At 68.4% G+C, this 18,524-nt stretch carries 14 protein-coding genes; 4 read left to right on the top strand and 10 right to left on the bottom strand.

Features of this window, described 5'->3' with window-relative positions; genetic code table 11:
* Positions 1–848: 848 nt before the first annotated feature.
* Together ACY34J_RS15775 and ACY34J_RS15770 are read right to left on the bottom strand one after the other, a co-directional pair.
* A complete protein-coding gene (locus tag ACY34J_RS15775; RefSeq protein ID WP_462727110.1) occupies positions 849–1,517 on the bottom strand; it encodes a formylglycine-generating enzyme family protein in 669 nt (222 codons plus the stop codon).
* A gap of 86 nt (positions 1,518–1,603) precedes the next feature.
* Positions 1,604–2,989 carry an FAD-binding oxidoreductase gene (locus tag ACY34J_RS15770; RefSeq protein ID WP_462727109.1) on the bottom strand — a complete coding sequence of 462 codons (1,386 nt, stop codon included), beginning with the start codon at positions 2,987–2,989 and terminating at the stop codon, positions 1,604–1,606.
* Positions 2,990–3,441: 452 nt separating this feature from the next.
* Between ACY34J_RS15770 and ACY34J_RS15765 the strand changes: the two genes are divergently transcribed.
* Complete coding sequence (locus ACY34J_RS15765) at positions 3,442–4,905, top strand: FAD-binding oxidoreductase (RefSeq protein ID WP_462727108.1); 1,464 nt, start codon at positions 3,442–3,444, stop codon at positions 4,903–4,905.
* 104 nt (positions 4,906–5,009) lie between these two features.
* Here the strand turns inward: ACY34J_RS15765 and ACY34J_RS15760 are convergent, their stop codons facing one another.
* Positions 5,010–5,225, bottom strand: a complete 216-nt coding sequence (locus ACY34J_RS15760; protein ID WP_462727107.1) for a DUF397 domain-containing protein — start codon at positions 5,223–5,225, stop codon at positions 5,010–5,012.
* Positions 5,222–6,052: a helix-turn-helix domain-containing protein gene (locus ACY34J_RS15755; RefSeq protein ID WP_462727106.1), complete on the bottom strand. Its 831-nt coding sequence runs from the start codon at positions 6,050–6,052 to the stop codon at positions 5,222–5,224. Before ACY34J_RS15755 ends, ACY34J_RS15760 begins: the two co-directional genes overlap by 4 nt.
* 405 nt (positions 6,053–6,457) lie before the next feature.
* Between ACY34J_RS15755 and ACY34J_RS15750 the strand changes: the two genes are divergently transcribed.
* Entirely contained in the window at positions 6,458–6,724 is a 267-nt protein-coding gene (locus ACY34J_RS15750; RefSeq protein WP_462727105.1) for a hypothetical protein, read from the top strand.
* Between the two features lie 95 nt (positions 6,725–6,819).
* Here ACY34J_RS15750 and ACY34J_RS15745 read toward each other — a convergent pair whose 3' ends face one another.
* The 6 genes from ACY34J_RS15745 to ACY34J_RS15720 all read right to left on the bottom strand — a co-directional run bounded on the left by ACY34J_RS15745 (position 6,820) and on the right by ACY34J_RS15720 (position 17,466).
* Positions 6,820–8,391 (bottom strand): serine/threonine-protein kinase, encoded by a 1,572-nt coding sequence (locus ACY34J_RS15745; RefSeq protein ID WP_462727104.1) that lies wholly within the window; start codon positions 8,389–8,391, stop codon positions 6,820–6,822.
* Positions 8,392–8,503: 112 nt separating this feature from the next.
* Complete coding sequence (locus tag ACY34J_RS15740; RefSeq protein ID WP_462727103.1) at positions 8,504–11,710, bottom strand: type I restriction endonuclease subunit R; 3,207 nt, start codon at positions 11,708–11,710, stop codon at positions 8,504–8,506.
* Complete coding sequence (locus ACY34J_RS15735) at positions 11,707–12,945, bottom strand: restriction endonuclease subunit S (protein ID WP_462727102.1); 1,239 nt, start codon at positions 12,943–12,945, stop codon at positions 11,707–11,709. The genes ACY34J_RS15740 and ACY34J_RS15735 overlap by 4 nt, the downstream gene beginning before the upstream one ends.
* Complete coding sequence (locus tag ACY34J_RS15730) at positions 12,942–14,933, bottom strand: type I restriction-modification system subunit M (protein ID WP_462727101.1); 1,992 nt, start codon at positions 14,931–14,933, stop codon at positions 12,942–12,944. The genes ACY34J_RS15735 and ACY34J_RS15730 overlap by 4 nt, the downstream gene beginning before the upstream one ends.
* An 84-nt stretch (positions 14,934–15,017) precedes the next feature.
* Positions 15,018–17,186, bottom strand: a complete 2,169-nt coding sequence (locus tag ACY34J_RS15725; protein ID WP_462727100.1) for an N-6 DNA methylase — start codon at positions 17,184–17,186, stop codon at positions 15,018–15,020.
* A 67-nt stretch (positions 17,187–17,253) separates the two neighbouring features.
* On the bottom strand, positions 17,254–17,466 hold the full coding sequence (locus tag ACY34J_RS15720) for a hypothetical protein (protein WP_462727099.1): 213 nt from the start codon (positions 17,464–17,466) through the stop codon (positions 17,254–17,256).
* A gap of 83 nt (positions 17,467–17,549) precedes the next feature.
* Between ACY34J_RS15720 and ACY34J_RS15715 the strand changes: the two genes are divergently transcribed.
* Together ACY34J_RS15715 and ACY34J_RS15710 are read left to right on the top strand one after the other, a co-directional pair.
* On the top strand, positions 17,550–17,828 hold the full coding sequence (locus ACY34J_RS15715) for a hypothetical protein (RefSeq protein WP_462727098.1): 279 nt from the start codon (positions 17,550–17,552) through the stop codon (positions 17,826–17,828).
* Between the two features lie 75 nt (positions 17,829–17,903).
* Complete coding sequence (locus tag ACY34J_RS15710) at positions 17,904–18,497, top strand: hypothetical protein (RefSeq protein ID WP_462727097.1); 594 nt, start codon at positions 17,904–17,906, stop codon at positions 18,495–18,497.
* Positions 18,498–18,524 lie beyond the last annotated feature (27 nt).

Below are 18,524 nucleotides of genomic sequence, written 5' to 3'. Positions count from 1 at the left end.
ATTAGCGGCAGATTACTGGTGGGCTCGCGTCGCCAGTTCCTGAGGAGAGTCTCAACGTTTGGTAACCGTGTGTCACCAAAGCTATTGATCAGCTGGTGTCTTAACCCGGCCGGTACTGCTCTTCCACCAAGCGGTCGATCGTCAGGCGGAACCATGACCGAGCACCGGCGGCGGTATCCAGTGCGTCCCGCACGGCAGAGGGCGTCGGTGCGTTGGTGGCCGCCCGCGACCAGTGTGCCGAGGGCCGTGCGCTGGTGGGTGACTGAGCGGCCTGTGCGGGTCGTCGTCGCCATGCCTGCCGATCTGAGCGCCGCCGCGTGGGATGAGGCTGTCGCGTTGCTGACCTGGAGGGCGCGGGCCAGGGATGTCGTGGTGTGAGGCTCGGCGAGGAGGCGCAGGGCGTCGAGCCGGGTGTGGCCCAGGACGGCGGCCAGGGCCTCGGCGGGGACGGCCGGGCGCCTTGCGGTGGGAGCGAGCCCAGGACCGGCTGGGTACGTCAGGACTGCGGGACGGCCCGGGTGGTCCTGGAGAAGTGGGCCCGCCGGGTGGTGGAAGGTGGGCAGCAGAACCAGGCCGCGCCCGTCAAGACAGATATCCCGGGCCGGCGCTGCGCCGGGCCATTCCCACACACCCTCGTGGAGACGGCTGTCCGGGGCCAAGCCGGTCAGCGCGGCGGCCACGCCGTGCTCGGCGACAGCCAGGGCGTAGCGGGTGAACTCCTCACGGTGCAGATCTTGTACGACGGACCAGACCGGGGCGAGGACCGTCTCATATGCCGCCTGCTGGCTGCGGTGCAGGGTGCGCCAGGCCGTCTCGTCGCCCGCGCGGGCCGGCGGATACCTGAGCCTTCACGTCGTGATGGTCCCCACCCCAAGGATGTTCGTATGACTTCTCGACGCACTGTTCTGAAAGGCACTCTCGGGAATGCCGCCGCCCTGTTGCCCACGACTGCGTTCGCCTCCGTCGGCCCGATAGGTGCCGTAGACCTCGGGGTCGTAGAGGTCCCAGCACCACTCCCAAACGTTGCCCAGCATGTCGTACAGGCCCCACGCGTTGGGCTGCTTGCCGCCCACGTTGTGAATCCGGTCGTGCGAGTTGCCGCGGTGCCAGGCGATCTCGTCGAGTGGTCCGTACCGCGGACCGGTCGTACCGGCACGACATGCGTGCTCCCACTCGGCCTCGGTCGGCAGCCGGTACCCGTCAGCGGATGCGTCCCACTCGATCCCCTCGCCGTCGCCATGGAGGCGATACACGGGCGCCAGCCCCTCGCGTTGGGACAGGGCATTGCAGAATCGGACCGCATCCCACCACGACACGTTCTCGACGGGGAGCTGATCGCCTTGCGCGGTGCTCGGCCGCTGGCCGGTGACCTGTGCATACCGTGCCTGCGTGACCGGAAGCACCGCGAGCCGATACGGCTCAAGCTCGACCGACCAGCTGCGCTGCGTCCGACGGTCCGACAGCGTCACCCGCCCCCGCGAGATGGTGATCAGCTCATTGCCCGCACTCGCGTCCATCGGCGGTGATCCTACCGCCTCATGACCTCGCGGCTGGGTTCCCAAGGCTCCAGGCGGCAACACGTGTAAGGCAAAGTCCCCTCGGGTCACTGCTGTTGAGCGGGCCTGATGTTCTGGTTGGCGTGGAAGAAGTTGTCCGGGTCGTAGGCTCGTTTGACCTGTGCGAGCCGGTCGTAGTGGTCGCGGTACGTTGCCCGGACCCGGTCCTGGGCCTCGCCAGCCCCCATGAAGTTCACATACGAGCCGCCCATCGAGTAGGGGTGCATCTCCTCCCAGTAGTTGACGCACCATTGCTTGATGGTGTCGGCGTTGGCCGGGTCGGGGTCGACGCCGGCGAAGACCCCGGACCAGAGGGCGTCCCGGTAGCTGAATGCGGTGTCGTCCCCGGCGACTTGGTGGGCGGCCGCGTCGACCGGATAGAGGTGCATCAGCGACAGCTGGGTGGGGTTGTTCTCGCCGTACTTTTGGTGCACGTCCATGGCGGCGTCCGGGATGCTGTCGAAGAAGTCGCCGCGCCAGTACCACTGGTAACCGGTGGGGATGAGGTCGTCCAGCATGCTCTGCAACGCGGGGTACGGCATCGGTGTCGTGAAGTGGAAGGCGGGCGGCCCGGGCTCGTTCACCGCCGTGAGAGCCTCCTCGGTGCGGTTCGGATCACCCGTGTAGCACCATACGACCCCACACACCTTCTGCCCATGGATCTCTTCGGGGAAGGGCGGGCCGGGCGGGACGACGATGAGTGCGAAGAACCCATAGACGTCCTCGGGCGCGTGCGGGAGGAACTCGCGGTACCACGCCAGCACTTCGCGGGTGCGCTCGACCGGCCAGAGGGTGATCGCGACCCCGACGGTGTCCACTGGGTGCAGCTGGTAGGTGAAGGACGTCACGATGCCGAAGTTGCCGCCGCCACCCCGGAGGGCCCAGAACAGGTCCGGGTGGTCGGTCTCATTCGCCGTGACAAAGGTGCCGTCGGCCAGTACGACGTCCGCGGCCAGCACGTTGTCCACCGTCAGGCCGTACTTACGGGTGAGGTAGCCATGACCGCCGCCGAGAGTCAGGCCTCCGACGCCGGTCATCGAGATGATGCCGCCCGGTGTGGCCAGCCCGAAGGCGTGGGTGGCGTGGTCGAGGTCGTGGAGCTGGCTGCCGCCGCCGACCTGGGCGGTCCTCGCGGCGGGGTCGACATGCACCCAGCGCATCGCCGACAGGTCGACGGTGACGCCACCGTTCACCAAGCAGAGGCCGGGGCCGCTGTGTCCGCCACCCCGGACGGCGAGTTCCAGACCGTTGTCGCGGATGAACGTAACCGCGTCCATGACATCCGCCGCGTCCCTGCACCGCACGATGGCGGCAGGATGCTTGTCGATCATTGCGTTGTAGATCTGGCGGGCCTGGTCGTATTCGGGGTCCTGTGGATCTATGACCGGCCCGCGCAGCGTGGTCTTCATCGCTTCCAGAGTTGCACTGTCCATGACGATCTTCCCTTGGGAGCGCGGACCCTCCCACCGCTGCGGTCTCCCACCGCGTTCACCGGGCCGTCTCGGAGTCCGGCCTCTCGGGTGTTCGCATGTGCCGCTCGGCGGCTGGGCTGTCGGATGGGCAGGTCAGCTCCCTTTTGCCTGGGCCGCTGGTAGTCGGTCGTGCGCCAGCACGCCCCTGCGCCTGGCATGGACCCGAAGCGTGCAACCGGACGCCGCGAACTGACATGACCAGCGTCCCGCCGTGTACGGAGCCACGCAATTCGAACAGCCTGCCGTTCGCCGGGCCCGGCCTGGAGCGGCTCGCGGCCGACTGATCCACACCGTGCAGGTTCGACGGGCAAGGTCGTCTGAACGTGCCTCCACGGCCACGCGCCATGGTGCGCAACGGCTCGGATCGCGTCTCATCCCCGACGGCGTGATGCTGAAACTGGGAGGTGATCACCATGAGCGGGCGGCACAGCCACAGCAGCGGCACGCCGATGAGCAAGGAGAGTGAACGGCGGGGCAGGGCGGCTGACATCCCTAGCGCCTTGGTGGACGCTTTCGCCTCGCGGCTGCGGGGACAGCTGATCCGGCCCGGGGACCCGGATTACGAGCCGGCGCGAAAGATCTGGAACGGCATGATCGACAGACGCCCGGCACTGGTGGCCCGATGCGACGGTGACGAGGATGTGGTCGCCGCAGTGAACTTCGCCCGCGACAACAAGCTGCTGTTCGCCGTACGCGGGGGAGGGCACGGCGTGGCCGGCCACGCGCTCTGCGACGGTGGGCTGGTCATCGATCTGTCGGAGATGATGACGGCCGTCGACGTCGATCCCGCGGGACTCACGGCGCGTGCGCAGGGCGGCTGCACGCTGGGAGACCTCGACCGCGAGGCCCAACGCCATGGGCTCGCCACTCCCATGGGAGTGGTGTCGGCGACGGGGATCGCCGGTCTCACCTTGTCAGGGGGCATGGGCTGGCTTCGGCGCAAATACGGGCTGAGCTGCGACAACCTCGTATCAGCGAAGGTGGTCACCGCCGACGGGAGCCTCCTTGCCGCCAGCGAGAGCGAGAATGCGGACCTCTTCTGGGCGATCCGCGGCGGGGGTGGCAACTTCGGCGTCGTGACATCGTTCGACTACCGCCTGCATCCCGTCGGGCCTGAGGTCTTCTTCTGCTTTGTGTTCTACCCCGCGGACCACGCCAGAAATGTGCTCCAGTCCTGCGAGCGGTTTTTGTCCGAAGCCCCTGATCAGGTGGGTCCGCTCGGGGTGCTCGGCCGAGTGCCAGAGGCCGATGAGTTCCCGCCGGATTCGTACGGAGAGCCGTACGTGGCACTCCTTGCCTTGTTCCCCGGCAACCCGGCGGAGGGGGAGCGAGCCCTGCAGCCGCTCCGGGAGATCACCGAGCCGATCTGCGACCTCAGCGGCGCCGTGACCTACACGGAGGCGCAGACACTTCTGGACGCCGACTACCCGGACGGCTGGAACTATTACTGGAAGTCCGTGAACGCGGCCGATCTCAGCGACGAGTTGGTCGAGCATCTGGGCGAACATGCCGCCGCCGCGCCGTCGCCGAACTCGACCATCGACGTTTGGTACCAGGGCGGCGCGATGGCGCAGGTGGGCGAGGAGGAAACCGCCTTCGCCAACCGCAGCGTGCCCTATCTGCTCGGAATCGAGGGGAACTGGGAAGAGGAGGCCGACTCGGCCGAGAACGTGACCTGGGTACGCGATACCTTCGCCGACCTGCGCTCGTTCTCCGCCGGAGGCATCTACCTCAACTTCCCCGGCTTCCTCGAGGAGGGCGAGAAACTCCTGCGTGAGAGCTACGGCAGGAATTACGAACGGCTCTCGGCAGTGAAAGCGACATACGACCCCGCAAATCTCTTCCGTCTCAACGCGAACATCAAGCCGAAGAGCTGAGTGGTCCCCGCCAAGCCGTCTGGGGGTCCACCGCCAGGGGACAACAGGTACCAGGACGGAGCTTCCCGCCACGGCCAGGCCAGCTCTCCACCCCGCTGTAGCTGTCAGGGGGAGGGAAATGCTCCGCCCTTGACCGCGGTCACGAAGGAGGCCCAGCTCTCGGCCGGGAAGACGAGTGCGGGGCCCTCGGGATCCTTACTGTCCCGGACGGGCACGACGCCGGGGAAGCCGTCCGCGACCTCGACGCAGCTTCCCCCTTCGCCATTGCTGTAGGACGACTTGCGCCAGGCAGCGGTGCTCAGGTCGTGTCCGGTGGTCATGGTGTCGTGTAGTCCTTCGCGGCCGATTCGATCAGGGCCAGGGACGCCTTTGGTGACATAGCAGCGGCCCTGACGAGATCGTATGACCTCTGATAGCGCTCGACCAGCGCTGGATCGTCGATGAGTTGGCCAGTGTGGGCACTCTCCACGTACGTGACCGGCGGCGCTGCGTCGAAGGCCATGACGGATGCCATGCCGTTCATAGCGGCGTCGGCTGCTGCTGCGAACGGGAGGACCTGTACCAGCACTCGGTGTGAGCGCACCAGAGCGGCGAGGTGACAGAGCTGATCCCGCATGACAGACGGCCCACCCATCGGGACCCGCAGAACCGTCTCGTGGAGCACGGCCCACAGCTGAGGTGATGTTGGGTTGTCGAGCAGCCGCTGCCGGTCCATGCGGGTGCGGACGTGTTGTTCCACTTCCTCGGCTGGAGCGAGCGGGAGTGTGGCGCGGGTGATGGCCCGCGCGTAGGCCTCGGTCTGCAGCAACCCCGGTACCAGCGACGGCGCGTACTCGCTGATCGTCTTCGCCAGCTTCTCCATCTCCGCCGCGTCCGCGAAGTACTCGGCGTGCTTGGACTGGCGGGCCAGCTCGCACAGCCGCTGGAAGTGCTTCCCGCCCCCCAGCACCTCGTCGAACAGCTTCGACACGTCCGGCTGGGGCCGCCGCGTCGCCGACTCGAACTGGCCGATGTACGTGCCCGAGCAGAAGACGCGCTCGCCGAGCTGTTCCTGGGAGAGCCCGGCGGCTTCGCGTAAACGGCGGAGCTCCGCGCCGTAGAAGGCGCGGGGCGAGGTGTACGGGTCGAGGTTCTTGGGCTGGGTCATGGCCGAACGTCCCCTGCTCACAACTGACTTGCCGATGCAATCTTCTACTCAGCGTAGCGGTGGCCGATCAGGCTGTGAGTGAAGTCCGTAACGCCCAGACAGTGAGAGCCGCCCGCCACCCTCCGATCGTGAGCGGATCGGACCTCATGTCGAATTGAAAGCATTGTCAAACGTATTGACGAAGGTGCTCCCTGGCATCAGGCTGGTAGCAGTCAAGTCGGCGGAAGTCCGGGAACGAGCCCCGTCGACGTCGGCATCTCTGGCTGGGGGGCTTGGGTGACGGAAACCAGATGCAAGCGATGCGAACTTCTCATCGGCATGGGATGCGCCTGCTCCCCTCCCAAGAAGGGGCAGCGAGGGAAGGGGAAGGGCCGTTCCGGGAAGGCGCGCCGTCAGGCGCAACCGGTGACGACGCGGCAGGGCGTCCGCTCGAAAGTCGGCAAGGTGACGGCTGGGCAGAAGAAGAAGGACCAGGTCATGACCGGCAAGAAGAAGACCCAGCAGAACGGCAACCGCCCGCGTCCCACCTCTCTCTCGAGAGACGACGCGCTCATGTACGACGGCGACCGTGTGACCGATGCGTTCAGGGAAGAGTTGCGCGATATCTCGGAACGCGGCACCAGCGTGAGGACCGTCTCGGGAGGCCTGCCGACGCTCGGACGACGACGGTGAACTGACGGCCCGAAGTGCGCCGCCGAAAGGAGCTGGGCACTGCGGCTACGGCCGCAGCCCAGCTCCTTTCGGCATGCACGGACGGTTTCCCAGGCTCAGCCCTCGGCGAGGCGTAGGCGTGCCATGATGTCGGCCACCTCCTGGGCGCTCTCGTCCTGTGGCCCGTAGACGAGGCAGAGGTCTTCGTGGAGGGGCTCGAGCACGGCCACCGCCTCCCGCGTCCTGCCCTCGGACAGCAGCAGGACGCCGATGTCCTGCCGCAGCTCCAGGGCCATCTCCGAGGCGTCGCCCTCGGAAGCCCGCACCTGGTCCAGCACGGCCCGGAACTGGCCCAGCGCGGCTGTCACTTGACCCAGTTCGGCCCGGCAGCGGGCCGCCTGCCCCAGGCATTCCAGTGCGTCCTCGCTTCCCTGCCCGGCCGTGCGGCGGTACGCGGAGGCGAGGGCGTCGAACTCCGGCAACGCCGTGCGGAGATCGCCGCCGACGACAAGGATCGCCGCACGGCGCTTGCGCAGATTCAGCACCCGTGGGCTCTCGGGACCGAGCGCTTCCGCCGCCGGGGTGATGACGGCCTGGAGCACTTCGGCGGCCTGAACGAAGCGACCGTCCTCCGCGAGCTCTGTGGCCTGGGCCACCGCGGTCCTGATGGCGTCCCGCAGCCGGGTGGCGGGGACGGCCTTCGGCTGGGCGGCCGGGGTGATGACCGCCGTCTCCGGCACGGTGGGTGACGGGGTGCCGGGCCGGGGCCGCGGGGCGTTCGGGCGGCGGTACAGCAGCGTGGGGTCCGGTACGTCCGCCGGGACACTGCCGGCGGGCGGCTCGGCCCCGGGCAGGGGAAGAAAGGGGAGCAGCCGCTCGTAGACCTCGTAGGCGTCGGTAGGCCGCTGCTCCGGCGCCTTGGCGAGGAGGGCAAGCGTGAGGTCCTCCAGGGCGCTGGGGACGTCATCGCGGAGATCGCCCAGCGGCTGCGGCTTCACGGAGACGTGCTGCTGCATGAGCTTGAAGTCGCTGCCGCTGAACACCGACCGTCCGCTGACCAGTTCGTGGAGGACACAGCCCAGGGCGTACAGGTCGCTCTGCGGCGTGATCTGCACGGCCTGGATCTGCTCGGGCGACATGTACCGGCTGGTGCCCACCGGGCTGCCGGTCGCCGTGATCCGCGTGACCCCCGTGCGGAGGATGGCGGCGATACCGAAGTCCAGCACTTTCACCATGCCGTCGGCGGCGACGAGTACGTTCTCCGGCTTGAGATCGCGGTGGACGACCGGGACGGCGTGCGCGTGGGACAGCACGGTGCAGATCTGGGCGGCGATCGACACGGCCCAACCGAGGGGAAGCGGCCGGTCCGGGTCGATGAAGCCGCGGAGGGAGGTGCCACGGACCAGCTCCATCACCAGATAGAGCCGGTCGTACGACTCGTCCAGCACCGCGTCGTACACCTGCGGCACACCGTGATGGCCGATCCGCGCGGTCACCCGGGCCTCGCGGCGGAAGCGCTTGGCGAACTCCTCGGCGTGCTCGGCGGAGTGCACGATGTCGGAACGGATGCGCTTGACGGCTACCGGGCGGTCCAGCACGGCGTCATAGCCGCGCCAGACCGTCCCCATGCCGCCGGAGCTGATCTGCTCGATGAGCTCATAGCGCCCGGCGATCGTTCGTGTCTGCACAGTGCCCCCGCTGGTGCGGTCCCCACTTGGCGTGATCAGTGTGTTCGGTCGAGCGATCTCGCGTCCAGCCGCCGGGAGCGGGGCCGGGCCGGCGCCCCGCCTCCGAACTCCCTCACGCCACGTCGTCCTCGACGCCCTCCTCCCGGCGGATCATCCGCCAGGCGGCGCGGCGGGCGCTGCGGTTGAGCGAGCTCCGGAAGCTCTTGTCCGGGCCGAAGTACTGGCGGCCCAGGCCCGCGATGGTGTCGATGTGGTCCGCCATCTTGTCCTCGAAGACATCGTCGAAGACGACCGCGAAGTTCTCCTCGTCGTTGTTGGCGACAGCGGCCAGCCTGACCTTCGGGTCCGCCTTCGCCTCCTCGAACGGCCGGATGACGTCCTGCTCGGTGAAGTCCGTGCCGAACTTCTCGTTGAACCGCTCGATCAGCTCGGACAGCAGCGACTTCTCCGACTCCTTGGCCCCGCCCGTGCCGTCGCCGAAGCCCGGCATCATGGTCGGCCCCTCGGAGGTGAGGCCGAGGTCGTGCTCGCCGGTCTTCTCCACCCGCATGTGGCTCAGGTCGACCTCGCCTATGTCGACGCCGCCGTCCGCGCGGCGCGGCAGCCGGTTGAGCAGGTGGCGTCCGTAGAGGTGGAGCTGCTCCAGCTCGGGGTCGTGGTACGGGACGATCTGCGCGAGGAAGCCGTACTTGCGGACGTAGTCGTTCAGGTCCGCGCGGAAGCTCTCCGCGGTCTCCTGGTCGTCCTCGTCCTCGCTGTCGACCAGCGCGGTGAAGCGGGCCACGGCCGGGGCGAGGAGCCGGTACAGCTCGGCGTGCAGCTTCTCCCACTTGGTCTGCGAGCCCGCCGCCTTCTCCTCGGCCGCCAGGTAGGCCTCCGCGAACTCCTGCATCTCCCGCTCGGTCAGGATCGGCGCGGACATCACCCGGCTCTGCGCGGTGTAGAGCAGGTTGGGGTCGGACGGGAGCGTCATCGCCTCCTCAAAGTACGGGCGGAACGACTCCTGGATGTCCTCGGCGTCGTTGACGAAGTCCAGCACGGCGAGGTCCGCCTGCGTCTTGCGCTCGGCGGTGCGGTTGAGGCGGGACAGCGTCTGCACGGCGGAGACGCCGGTCAGCGTCTTATTGACGTACATCGTCGTCAGCAGCGGCTGGTCGAATCCGGTCTGGTACTTCTCGGCGACGACCAGGATGCGGTACTCGCGCTGGCCGGGGCCGCCGGATCTGGTCGCCTTGTCGTCGGCGCGGGTGTACGCGAACGCCTTCGGCAGCGCGCTCTCCGCCAGGCCGCCGTTCTCCTTCGACTCGGTGGTCTCCTCGCCCTCGTAGGTGAGGGTGCCGGAGAAGGCGACGAGGACGCCGAGGTCCGGGTACTTCCTGTCGTACTCGCGGTCGCGGAGGTAGCTCTTGATGGCCCGGGCCATCTGCACGGCGCTCTGCCGGGAGGCGGTCACCACCATGGCCTTGGCCCGGCCGCCGAGTCGGCCGCGGGTGTGCGCCAGGAAGTGCTCGACGATCACCTGCGCGTGCTGGGCGACCGTCGACTCGTGGGTGAGGGCGAAGCGGGCGAGCAGGCTGTTCGCCTTGGACGGGTCGACCTCGCGCTCGTCCGGGTTCTCGTTGACCAGCTTCCAGTACGTGTTGTACGTGACGTAGTTGCGCAGCGGGTCGAGGATGAAGCCCTCCTCGATGGCCTGCCGCATGGAGTACGTATGGAAGGGCCGGTACGTCGTCTTCCCGTCGACGACCTCCGCGGTGCCGAAGAGTTCGAGGGTCTTGGCCTTAGGCGTGGCGGTGAACGCGAAGTAGGAGAGGTTCGCGGCCCGGCCGCGCTGCTCGGCCTTCCGCTTCAGCTTGGCCTCGGCGGTCGTCTCGGCGGTCGCCTCGGCCTTGGTGGCGCCCGCGTCGTCCGAGTCGGAGTCCAGGCCGAGGTCGCGCAGGGCGGCCCGTACGGCGGTGGCGGCGTCCCCGGACTGCGAGGAGTGCGCCTCGTCCACGATGATCGCGAAGTTGTGGCCCTGGATCTCGGTCGGGTTGCGCCGGAGGTAGTCGAGGAGGGCGGGGAAGGTGTGCAGCGTGACGGTGACGATCTTCCCGGTCTCGCGGGAGAGCGCCTTGGCGAGCTGCTCGGACTTCGCCCCGTGCTTCTCGTCGATCTTCACGACGAGCCCGGCGGTCTGCTCGAAGCTGCCGACCGTCTCCCGGAGCTGGGCGTCCAGGTTGCGGCGGTCGGTGATGATGATGACCTTGTCGAAGACCGGCGTGCCCGGCTTGAGCCCGCCTGCTGCGGCCTCCGGATCCAGCTCGCTCGGGTCGGTGGGGGTGTGCAGGTCGCTGAGCCGGTGGCCCAGCCAGCCGATGGTGTTGGACTTGCCCGAGCCGGCCGAGGCCATGACCAGGTAGTGGTGTCCGGCGCCGTGGCGGGCGGCGTGCCCGGTGAGTTTCTTGACGACGTCCCACTGGTGGTAGCGGGGGAAGATCATCGTCTTGGTGGTGCCGCCGCCGGGTGTCCTGGACTTGTGCAGGTGCACGAACCGCTGGAGCAGGTCCAGCCAGTTGTCCGGCTGCCAGATCTGCTCCCACAGGTACGAGGTGGCGTACGTGCCGTGGGCGGTGGGCGCCGGGTTGCCCGCGCCGCCGGGCCGGCCGGGCCCGTTGGAGCCGGTGTTGAGCGGCAGGAACCGGGTCTTAGCGCCACGGAGTTGGGTCGTGACGAAGACCAGGTCCGGGTCGACGGCGAAGTTCGCGACGACCCGGCGCGTGAAGATCAGCTCGGTGGGGTCCCGGTCGGAGCGGTACTGCTCCTTGGCCTGCTCGACGCCCTGCCCGGTGAGCGGGTTCTTCAACTCGGCGGTGGCGACCGGGATGCCGTTGAGGAAGAGGGTCAGGTCGAGCCGGTTGCCCCAGTCGGCCTGCTTGGTGGCGTACTCCAGCTCGCGGACGATGGTGAGGCGGTTGGCCCGGTAGGCGTCGAGCACGGAGTCGTCCGCGACGAGGTTCGGCTTGAAGTACGCCACGCGGATGCGGACGCCGTGGTCCTTCACGCCCTTGCGGAGGACATCGAGCAGGCCCTCGGTGGCGATGGCCTGGTCCAGCCGCTTGGCGAATCCGCGCTGGGCCTCGTCGGGATCGCCGCCGTAGAACGAGATGAGCTCGTTCCACTCGTCGGCCTGGGTGGCGCCGATGAAGGTGAAGAGCTGGTTGGTGTCCAGGCCGAGGTCGGGCCGGTAGTCGTGCCGGTTGCCCTCGCGCCAGCCCCGTTCCAGCATGGCGGCGACGATCGCGTCACCGAAGGCGGACTCGTGGTGGATGGGACTCATGGTCCGACTCCGTCCGTGACGTTGCGTCCGCTGGCGGTAGTGACGTCGAACTGGCCGGTGACGGCTGCAGTGATGAGGGCTTGGCGGCGTTCGGTGAGAAGGTCCAACTGCTGACGGCACCGTGTCGCGACTGCCTGCGATGCCGTACGAGTTCGCTGAAGGATGTGTACAGAATCAATCTGCCGCTTCATTGATGGCGACGGGATCGTGATCTCCCGCACTACCTCAAGATTGATTCTCGCGCGGGTCGAACCGCGCGCCAGCAAGGTCACTTGATCTGCTACCACTGGCGAGCTGAGTGCCCATGCCGCGTACTCGTGCAGGATGCTGGACTGGTCCAGGCGGAGACGGAAGCAGTCTGCCTTGACCATTGCTGGCCCCAGGCCATCAGGGACGATGCAGGCGCGGCCTAGGGGGTGATTCTGATCTCCAAGACCCGCGACGATCAGATCTCCGGGGCGGGCCTCGTGGCGCTTCAACTCGGAGAAGTACTCCAGGGGGATGTAAGCAGCGTCCGTTGCACGAAACTCTGCACGACCGAGGTTGCCCAGTCTGATCACGCGAGCGCCGGAATCCGAGTAGTGGCTGCTCGTCAGTGCGCTACCGAACGGGCCATCTGTGATAGCAGTGATGAATCGCCGGATAGGTACCCATGCCGACTGGTCACCATCGCTCATGATCACATCCGCCCAGATTGAGTGCAGACGCTCATTGAGAAGACTGATCTGACTGTGGCGGCGTGCGCACAGCTGATCGATGCGGGCGGTCTCGGCGTCGAGGAAGTCGGCGATTCGGCGCTGTTCCTCCAGCGGGGGGACAGGCGTCGGGAGGTTCTCGAAGGCCTCAATGTCAATCGCCTGCCCTTGCCGGATCCCCTGTGTGATGTTTGCCAGGTGGGAGATGAGCAGACTGGATCGGAAATAGTGCTTGTAGAATCTCGGGTCCAAGTCGCTTGCTGACCGCAGTACCGTGTATGCCGGGCTCACAATGCCCCGCACCGCGGAGTGCGAAATGCCGTGTTGGAAGGACCGTAGGCCGATGACGAAATCATCCGGCTCAACGAGCTTGTAATTACTGACGTTGGAGTCCGGGTTCCACACCGCGAAGTCCAGGTCGCTTCGCAGAATGACACCATCTTTGGTTGCGGAGGCCAAGGGTGCGTCAGCGCCTCGTACGTCGCGACGCGAGAAGGCGAAGCGAGCTCGGCGCGTCTGCCAGTTGGCGGGAAACGTCATTCCGTCACCTCACCCAGCAGAGCCTGAATCTCCGCCTCCAGCGACTTCAACTCCGCGTCGATCTCCGCAAGCGGCCTCGGCGGCTGGTACACGTAGAAGTGCCGCGTGAACGGGATCTCGTAGCCGATCTTGGTCTTGCTGTGGTCGATCCAGGCGTCCGGAACGTGCGGGTGCACCTCGCGCTTGAGGTATTCCTCCACGTCCTCGCCGAGCGGCACGTTCTCGTAGTCCCGCAGCTCCGAGTCGGGCTCCGATTCGCCCTTGACCTTCTGGACCTCGCCCTCAGGGTCCCGGACGCCCACCGCCTCCCGTACGGCCTTCGCGAACGGCGCGCCCGACGGCCACGTCAGGCCGGCCGCCACCACCGCGTCCTTGAGGGCCAGGAACGCATCGGTCTTCGTCGGCCACGACGAGCCGAGCAGCGGGCGCAGTGCCGCGACGAACTCCTCGCTCCGCTCCAGCTTCTCCACCGGCTTCGCCGCCGCGAGCGCCGCCAGCGTCTCCTCCGTCAGCTCGAAGCGCAGCTTCAGCGGCCGTTCGACCGTGATCCGCTGGTAACCGAAGTCCTCGTTGTGGAAGACCTTCACCTTGCCGTGCAGCGGGTGCTCGGGGTCCTTCGCGACCTCCAGCGCTTCCCCGTACAGCCGGGTGATCTCGGCGATCTGGTCGTCCGCCAGGTACTTGCGCTTGTCGCCGAGCGACTTGCGCATCTTCTGCCAGTAGTCGCGCGCGTCCAGCAGGACGACCTTGCTCTTGTGGTCGGCGTCCTTCCGGTTCGTCAGGATCCAGAAGTAGGTGGAGATGCCCGTGTTGTAGAAGAGCTGGTCCGGCAGGGCGATGATCGCCTCCAGCCAGTCGTTCTCCAGGATCCACCGGCGGATGTTGGACTCGCCGGACTCCGCCGCGCCCGTGAACAGGGGTGAGCCGTTGAAAACGATGGCGATGCGGCTGCCACCTCCGCCGTTCGCGTCGACGGGCTTCATCTTCGAGATCATGTGCTGGAGGAACAGCAGCGAGCCGTCGTTGATCCGCGGCAGGCCCGCCCCGAAGCGGCCGGCGTCACCCAGCGTCTTGTGCTCGTACTCGACGTCGTCCTTGACCTTCTTCCATTCCACGCCGAACGGCGGGTTGGCGAGCAGGTAGTCGAACCTCGCCCGCTTGTGACCGTCGTCGGAGAAGGAGTTGCCGAAGGCGATGTTGTCCGGGTCCTGCCCCTTGATCATCAGGTCGGACCGGCAGATGGCCCAGGACTCGGGGTTGAGTTCCTGCCCGTAGACCTCGACCGTGGCGTCCGGGTTGAGGGCGATGATGTGGTCCTCGGCCGCGCTGAGCATGCCGCCCGTGCCGCAGGCCGGGTCCATGACCTTGCGGATCGCGCCCGGGACGGAGAGCACATCGGCGTCGGGCGCCACCAGCAGGTTGACCATCAGTTTGATGACCTCGCGCGGGGTGAAGTGCTCACCGGCGGTCTCGTTCGACTGTTCCGCGAACCGGCGGATGAGCTCCTCGAAGATGTAGCCCATGTTGTGGTTGGAGACCACCTCGGGCCGCAGGTCGAGGTCGGCGAACTTACCCATGACCTGGTAGAGCAGGTTCGCGCCGTCCAGCCGCCGGATCTGCTGGGCGAACTCGTACTTCTCCAGGACCTCTCGGGCGTTGTCCGAGAACGAACCCACATACACCTGGAGGTTCTTGGCCGCGTGCTGCGGGTCACCCACGATCTTCTTCAGCGTCAGGTCGCTCTCGTTGTAGAAGCCGTGGCCCGACGCCTTGCGCAGAAAGCGGTCCGTGTCGATGTCCTGGCCCGCGAAGCGGGCCACCGTCTCGACGACCTTGTCCCGCGTCGGCTCCAGGACGCACTCCAGGCGTCGCAACACGGTGAACGGCAGGATCACCTTTCCGTAGTCGGACTGCTTGTAGTCGCCGCGCAGGAGGTCGGCGACGGACCAGGCGTGGTTCGCCAACTCCGTGTGCTTGCTGCTGTTCAACGCGTTCGGGTTCCCTTCACCAGTCCGCCCGGAAAGGCGGGGGAGAGCCAGTGTGGTGGATGTCGGGGGGCTGCCGTACCGGTATCAGGCGGAATCGCCGTCAGGAGGCAATAGCACGCCGCTGGTCAGGCCCGTGGAGAGGAGCCCGGCCGTCTCGGCGGCCAGTTCCGCGGCCTGCCGTGCGGCGCCGCGCAGCTCATGCAGACGGCGGAACGCCTCGCCGTAGCGCCGCTGTTCGTCCAGCGGCAGCAGCGGTACGCGCAGCCGGCGAGGCGTGAGCTGGACGGTCGTACTGCCCGTGGAGGCGCTGCTGATGTTCTCCTCGGTGCTGAGGAAGCCCGCCAGGAACCAGGAGTCCAGCCGCTCGGGGTCGGGCCGGAAGAGGTGGACGTGGAGTCCGAGCAGGCAGCCGGCGTCCCGGTCGTCCGCGACGCGGGCGGCGGCGCCCCGGCCGCTGAGCACAGCCGGTAGAAGGACGTCGCCGGGTTCGACGACGACCGTCGTCGCGATCCGGGATGTCTCGGCGCTGCCGGAGGCGGGGCCCCCGTCGGCCACGTCCCCCGCCGTCAGGACGGCCCGTCCGGCGTACTCCTCCGGCACCTCGTCCGGGTCCTTGTCTCCCCGCGCGCCGGACGGCACTGCCCGGTGGAGGGTGAGCGCCGCGCCCCGCGTGAGGTCCGAGACCGTCGCCGTACGCCATGCGCGCGGCTCCTCGTCGGCCGCCCGCCAGTCGCCGTGGGCGCTCGACGCCGCGAGGGAGCGCACGCTTTCGCCGAGCCGGTCGCGGAGTTCGCGCACCTGCTGTGCCGTGGCGCCCGGGTCGGTGGTGGGCGCGGCGGTACGGACGTGCCGGGCCGGGGTGAGGTCGGTGACCTCGTCCATCAGGTCGATGACGGGGACGGCGTGGGCCGTGCCGGGCTGTGAAGTGAAGGCCGTCGGGTCCTCGGCGAATGCCCGCCAATGGGTCAGCGCTGTCTCGGTCACCTCGTCCCAGTCGACGGGGCCGCGCCCCTGCCGCGCGGTGTCGGTGACCCGGCGGCCCGTCGTCACGCGCTGCACACCGGGGGCCGGTTCGCCGAGGGTGTCGACGAACAGCACCGACTCACGGGCTCCCGTACCGCCTGCTTCCGGGCGTTGCAGCACCCAGAGATGCAGTCCGATGTGGAGCGGGGCGGAGGCGCCGGGCGGCAGGGCGATGACGGCCCGCAGCGCGCCGCCGCGCAGCAGCTCGGCGCGCACCCGGCGGCCGGAGGCCCGGGAGGCGGTGGCGGGGGGCAGCAGCAGTATGGCCAGGCCGCCGGGGGTGAGATGGGACAGGGCGTGCTGGACCCAGGCGAGTTCGGGCTCGGCGCGCGGGGGGAGGCCGTACGCCCAGCGCGGGTCGTAGGCCAACTCGTCGTGGCCCCAGTCGCGGTCCCCGTAGGGCGGATTGCTCAGCACCCCGTCCGCGGTGAGGTCCGGGAAGGCGTCGTCGCGGAGGCTGTCGCCGACCCGCATGGTGACGTCCGCGTCCGGGGCGGACAGCCGCAGCCGTACGGCGCTGCGCTGGGCCTGGACCGGCAGGCTGTCCTGCCCGTACAGGTCGGTCGCGCCGTGCCGGGCGGCGGCGACGAGCAGGGTGCCACTGCCGCAGGCCGGGTCGAGCACGCGCGTCGGATACGGGCCGGTGCCCGGTGTGAGGAGCCGGGCCATGAGGTCGGCCAGGCGCTTCGGGGTCTGGTAGGCGCCGCTCGCGGCGCTGTCGTCCAACTCCCTTTCGGCCAGGACGTCGAGAGCGTCCTGCCCGCCGTCGTCCCGTACGCAGCGCAGGAGCGCGCGCAGCAGATCGGCGTCCGCCCGGTCATAGTGGACGCCGTCCGTGCCGGGGACGGTCCCCGACAGTGCGGCCACCGCGTCCCGGGCCCGGGTTGCCAGGTCGGTGTCGGACAGCTCGGTCATCGCGGTGAGTTGGTCCTTGTCGAGGCTCGCGGCCGCGAGGACCAGGGGCAGGGCGCGGGTCGCGGCGCTGCCGCCGCCCGGGTGCAGGCGCAGCACGGTGCGCAGCTCCTCGGACGGGGTGGCGGCCGATACATGACCGCGCGCCTCCAGCCAGGCGCGTACGGCGTGGAGGTCGTACAGCGGGCTGCTGTCCGTACCGCCGGCCGGGGCCGGGAAGTCCTCGTGCCGGCGGCGCCAGTTGCTGACGGTGGCGCGCGTGACTCCGGCCATACGGGAGATCTCGGCGGCGGTCACCTGGGCGGAGGGCTTCGGCATGACGTTCCTGACGTCCGGGGCGAGCGAGCTGACTGAGCTGACTGCCAAGAGAATACACCGCTCCAGATCACGCAAGCTGATTGACGATGCTTTCACTGTCATGCTTATCTGGTGTCGTTTCCGGATGGGAGCGGCTCACTTGCGGCCTTCGCTTCGGCAAGCGCTCGTCCGTCATGCCCATGCGCCGCCCCACGCGGCCGTGCGCCGCCGTGAAACACCGACCAGCCATAGGGGGACCATCCATGTCGATCACCATGCCGACGGCCACCGTCGAGGGCATTCAGCTGACCGTGACCCCGTTCCGCTCCGCTGCTGTCGTCCCTGATCGCCCGCCTGTACCCGCACTTCGCGGCGCGTGACGCGGTGTCCGCACCCGCCGTGCTCGCCGGAATCGGCATCGCCGCCCACCAGGCAACCAGTTGGGCGGACGGCGGCAGGCGGCTCGGCGAGCACGAACTGCTGGGGCTGCTCGAGTCGGTCCGCTGGCAGCGGGAGGCCCGCTACTGGGACGGCGTCGCCGCCAGCGCGAACGCCCAGGGGGTTCTCAACTTCGGCGGAGGCGCCAAGGACTCCGGCGGCCGGGTCGCCGATGCCCTGCTGCACCCGGACACCGAGTACAGCCGCAAGATCCGCGGTTGGTGACCGGCCCCTTTCTCACGTACGGCCGCAACAGCCGTACCGCCCATATCACTTCACCGCCCGATCGGAGCATGAGCCATGAACACTCCTGACCCGCAGCAGCCCGGACCCGCCGGCTTCGGCCCGCACACCCAGGCCGGGAGCCCCGCCGCCTATGGCGTCCCGAACGCCTATGGCCCCGTACCGCCGCCGTCTCAGAAGCCGTCCATGCACAAGGCGTTGCTCACCCACGGTGCCGTCGCCCTCGCCGCACTGATCTTCGGTACGGCCATCGGCGCCGCCGGCGGCGGAGAGGCCGACGCCTCCGCGAGCCCCGCAAAGGCGCGGCCGACCGCAACCGTGACCGCCACCGAGACCGCCGAGGCCAAGCCGGCGCCCACCGTGACGAAGACGGTCACCGCCAAGCCGAAGAAGACGAAGGAACCCGGCCCGGCCGACAGCTTCGCCGGGGACGGCGAGTACCTGGTCGGCGAGGACATCAAGCCCGGCACGTACAAGACCGCCGGAGCGGACGGCTCGTTCGGCTGCTACTGGGCTCGGCTGAAAGACGCCAGCGGCGAGTTCGACGCGATCATCGCCAACAACAACCTCAAGGGCCCGGGCCGCGTGACGCTCAACAAGGGCGAGTACTTCCAGACCCAGCGCTGCCAGGAGTGGATCAAGGTCGGTTGACCGGCCACGGCTCTGTACCCGCGACAA

Source organism: Streptomyces sp. HSS9-12, from assembly GCF_054963655.1.
The sequence above is the reverse complement of the archived record's forward strand: the minus strand, read 5'-3'. Positions and strand labels throughout refer to the sequence as shown.

Bases quoted from the DNA above. Each gene is read 5' to 3' on its own strand.
- ACY34J_RS15775 (WP_462727110.1), bottom strand. From the start codon at position 1,517: ATGGACGCGAGTGCGGGCAATGAGCTGATCACCATCTCGCGGGGGCGG.
- ACY34J_RS15740 (WP_462727103.1), bottom strand. From the start codon at position 11,710: ATGAGTCCCATCCACCACGAGTCCGCCTTCGGTGACGCGATCGTCGCC.
- ACY34J_RS15735 (WP_462727102.1), bottom strand. From the start codon at position 12,945: ATGACGTTTCCCGCCAACTGGCAGACGCGCCGAGCTCGCTTCGCCTTC.
- ACY34J_RS15760 (WP_462727107.1), bottom strand. From the start codon at position 5,225: ATGACCACCGGACACGACCTGAGCACCGCTGCCTGGCGCAAGTCGTCC.
- ACY34J_RS15720 (WP_462727099.1), bottom strand. From the start codon at position 17,466: ATGCCCTCGACGGTGGCCGTCGGCATGGTGATCGACATGGATGGTCCC.
- ACY34J_RS15755 (WP_462727106.1), bottom strand. From the start codon at position 6,052: ATGACCCAGCCCAAGAACCTCGACCCGTACACCTCGCCCCGCGCCTTC.
- ACY34J_RS15765 (WP_462727108.1), top strand. From the start codon at position 3,442: ATGAGCGGGCGGCACAGCCACAGCAGCGGCACGCCGATGAGCAAGGAG.
- ACY34J_RS15710 (WP_462727097.1), top strand. From the start codon at position 17,904: ATGAACACTCCTGACCCGCAGCAGCCCGGACCCGCCGGCTTCGGCCCG.
- ACY34J_RS15770 (WP_462727109.1), bottom strand. From the start codon at position 2,989: ATGGACAGTGCAACTCTGGAAGCGATGAAGACCACGCTGCGCGGGCCG.
- ACY34J_RS15725 (WP_462727100.1), bottom strand. From the start codon at position 17,186: ATGCCGAAGCCCTCCGCCCAGGTGACCGCCGCCGAGATCTCCCGTATG.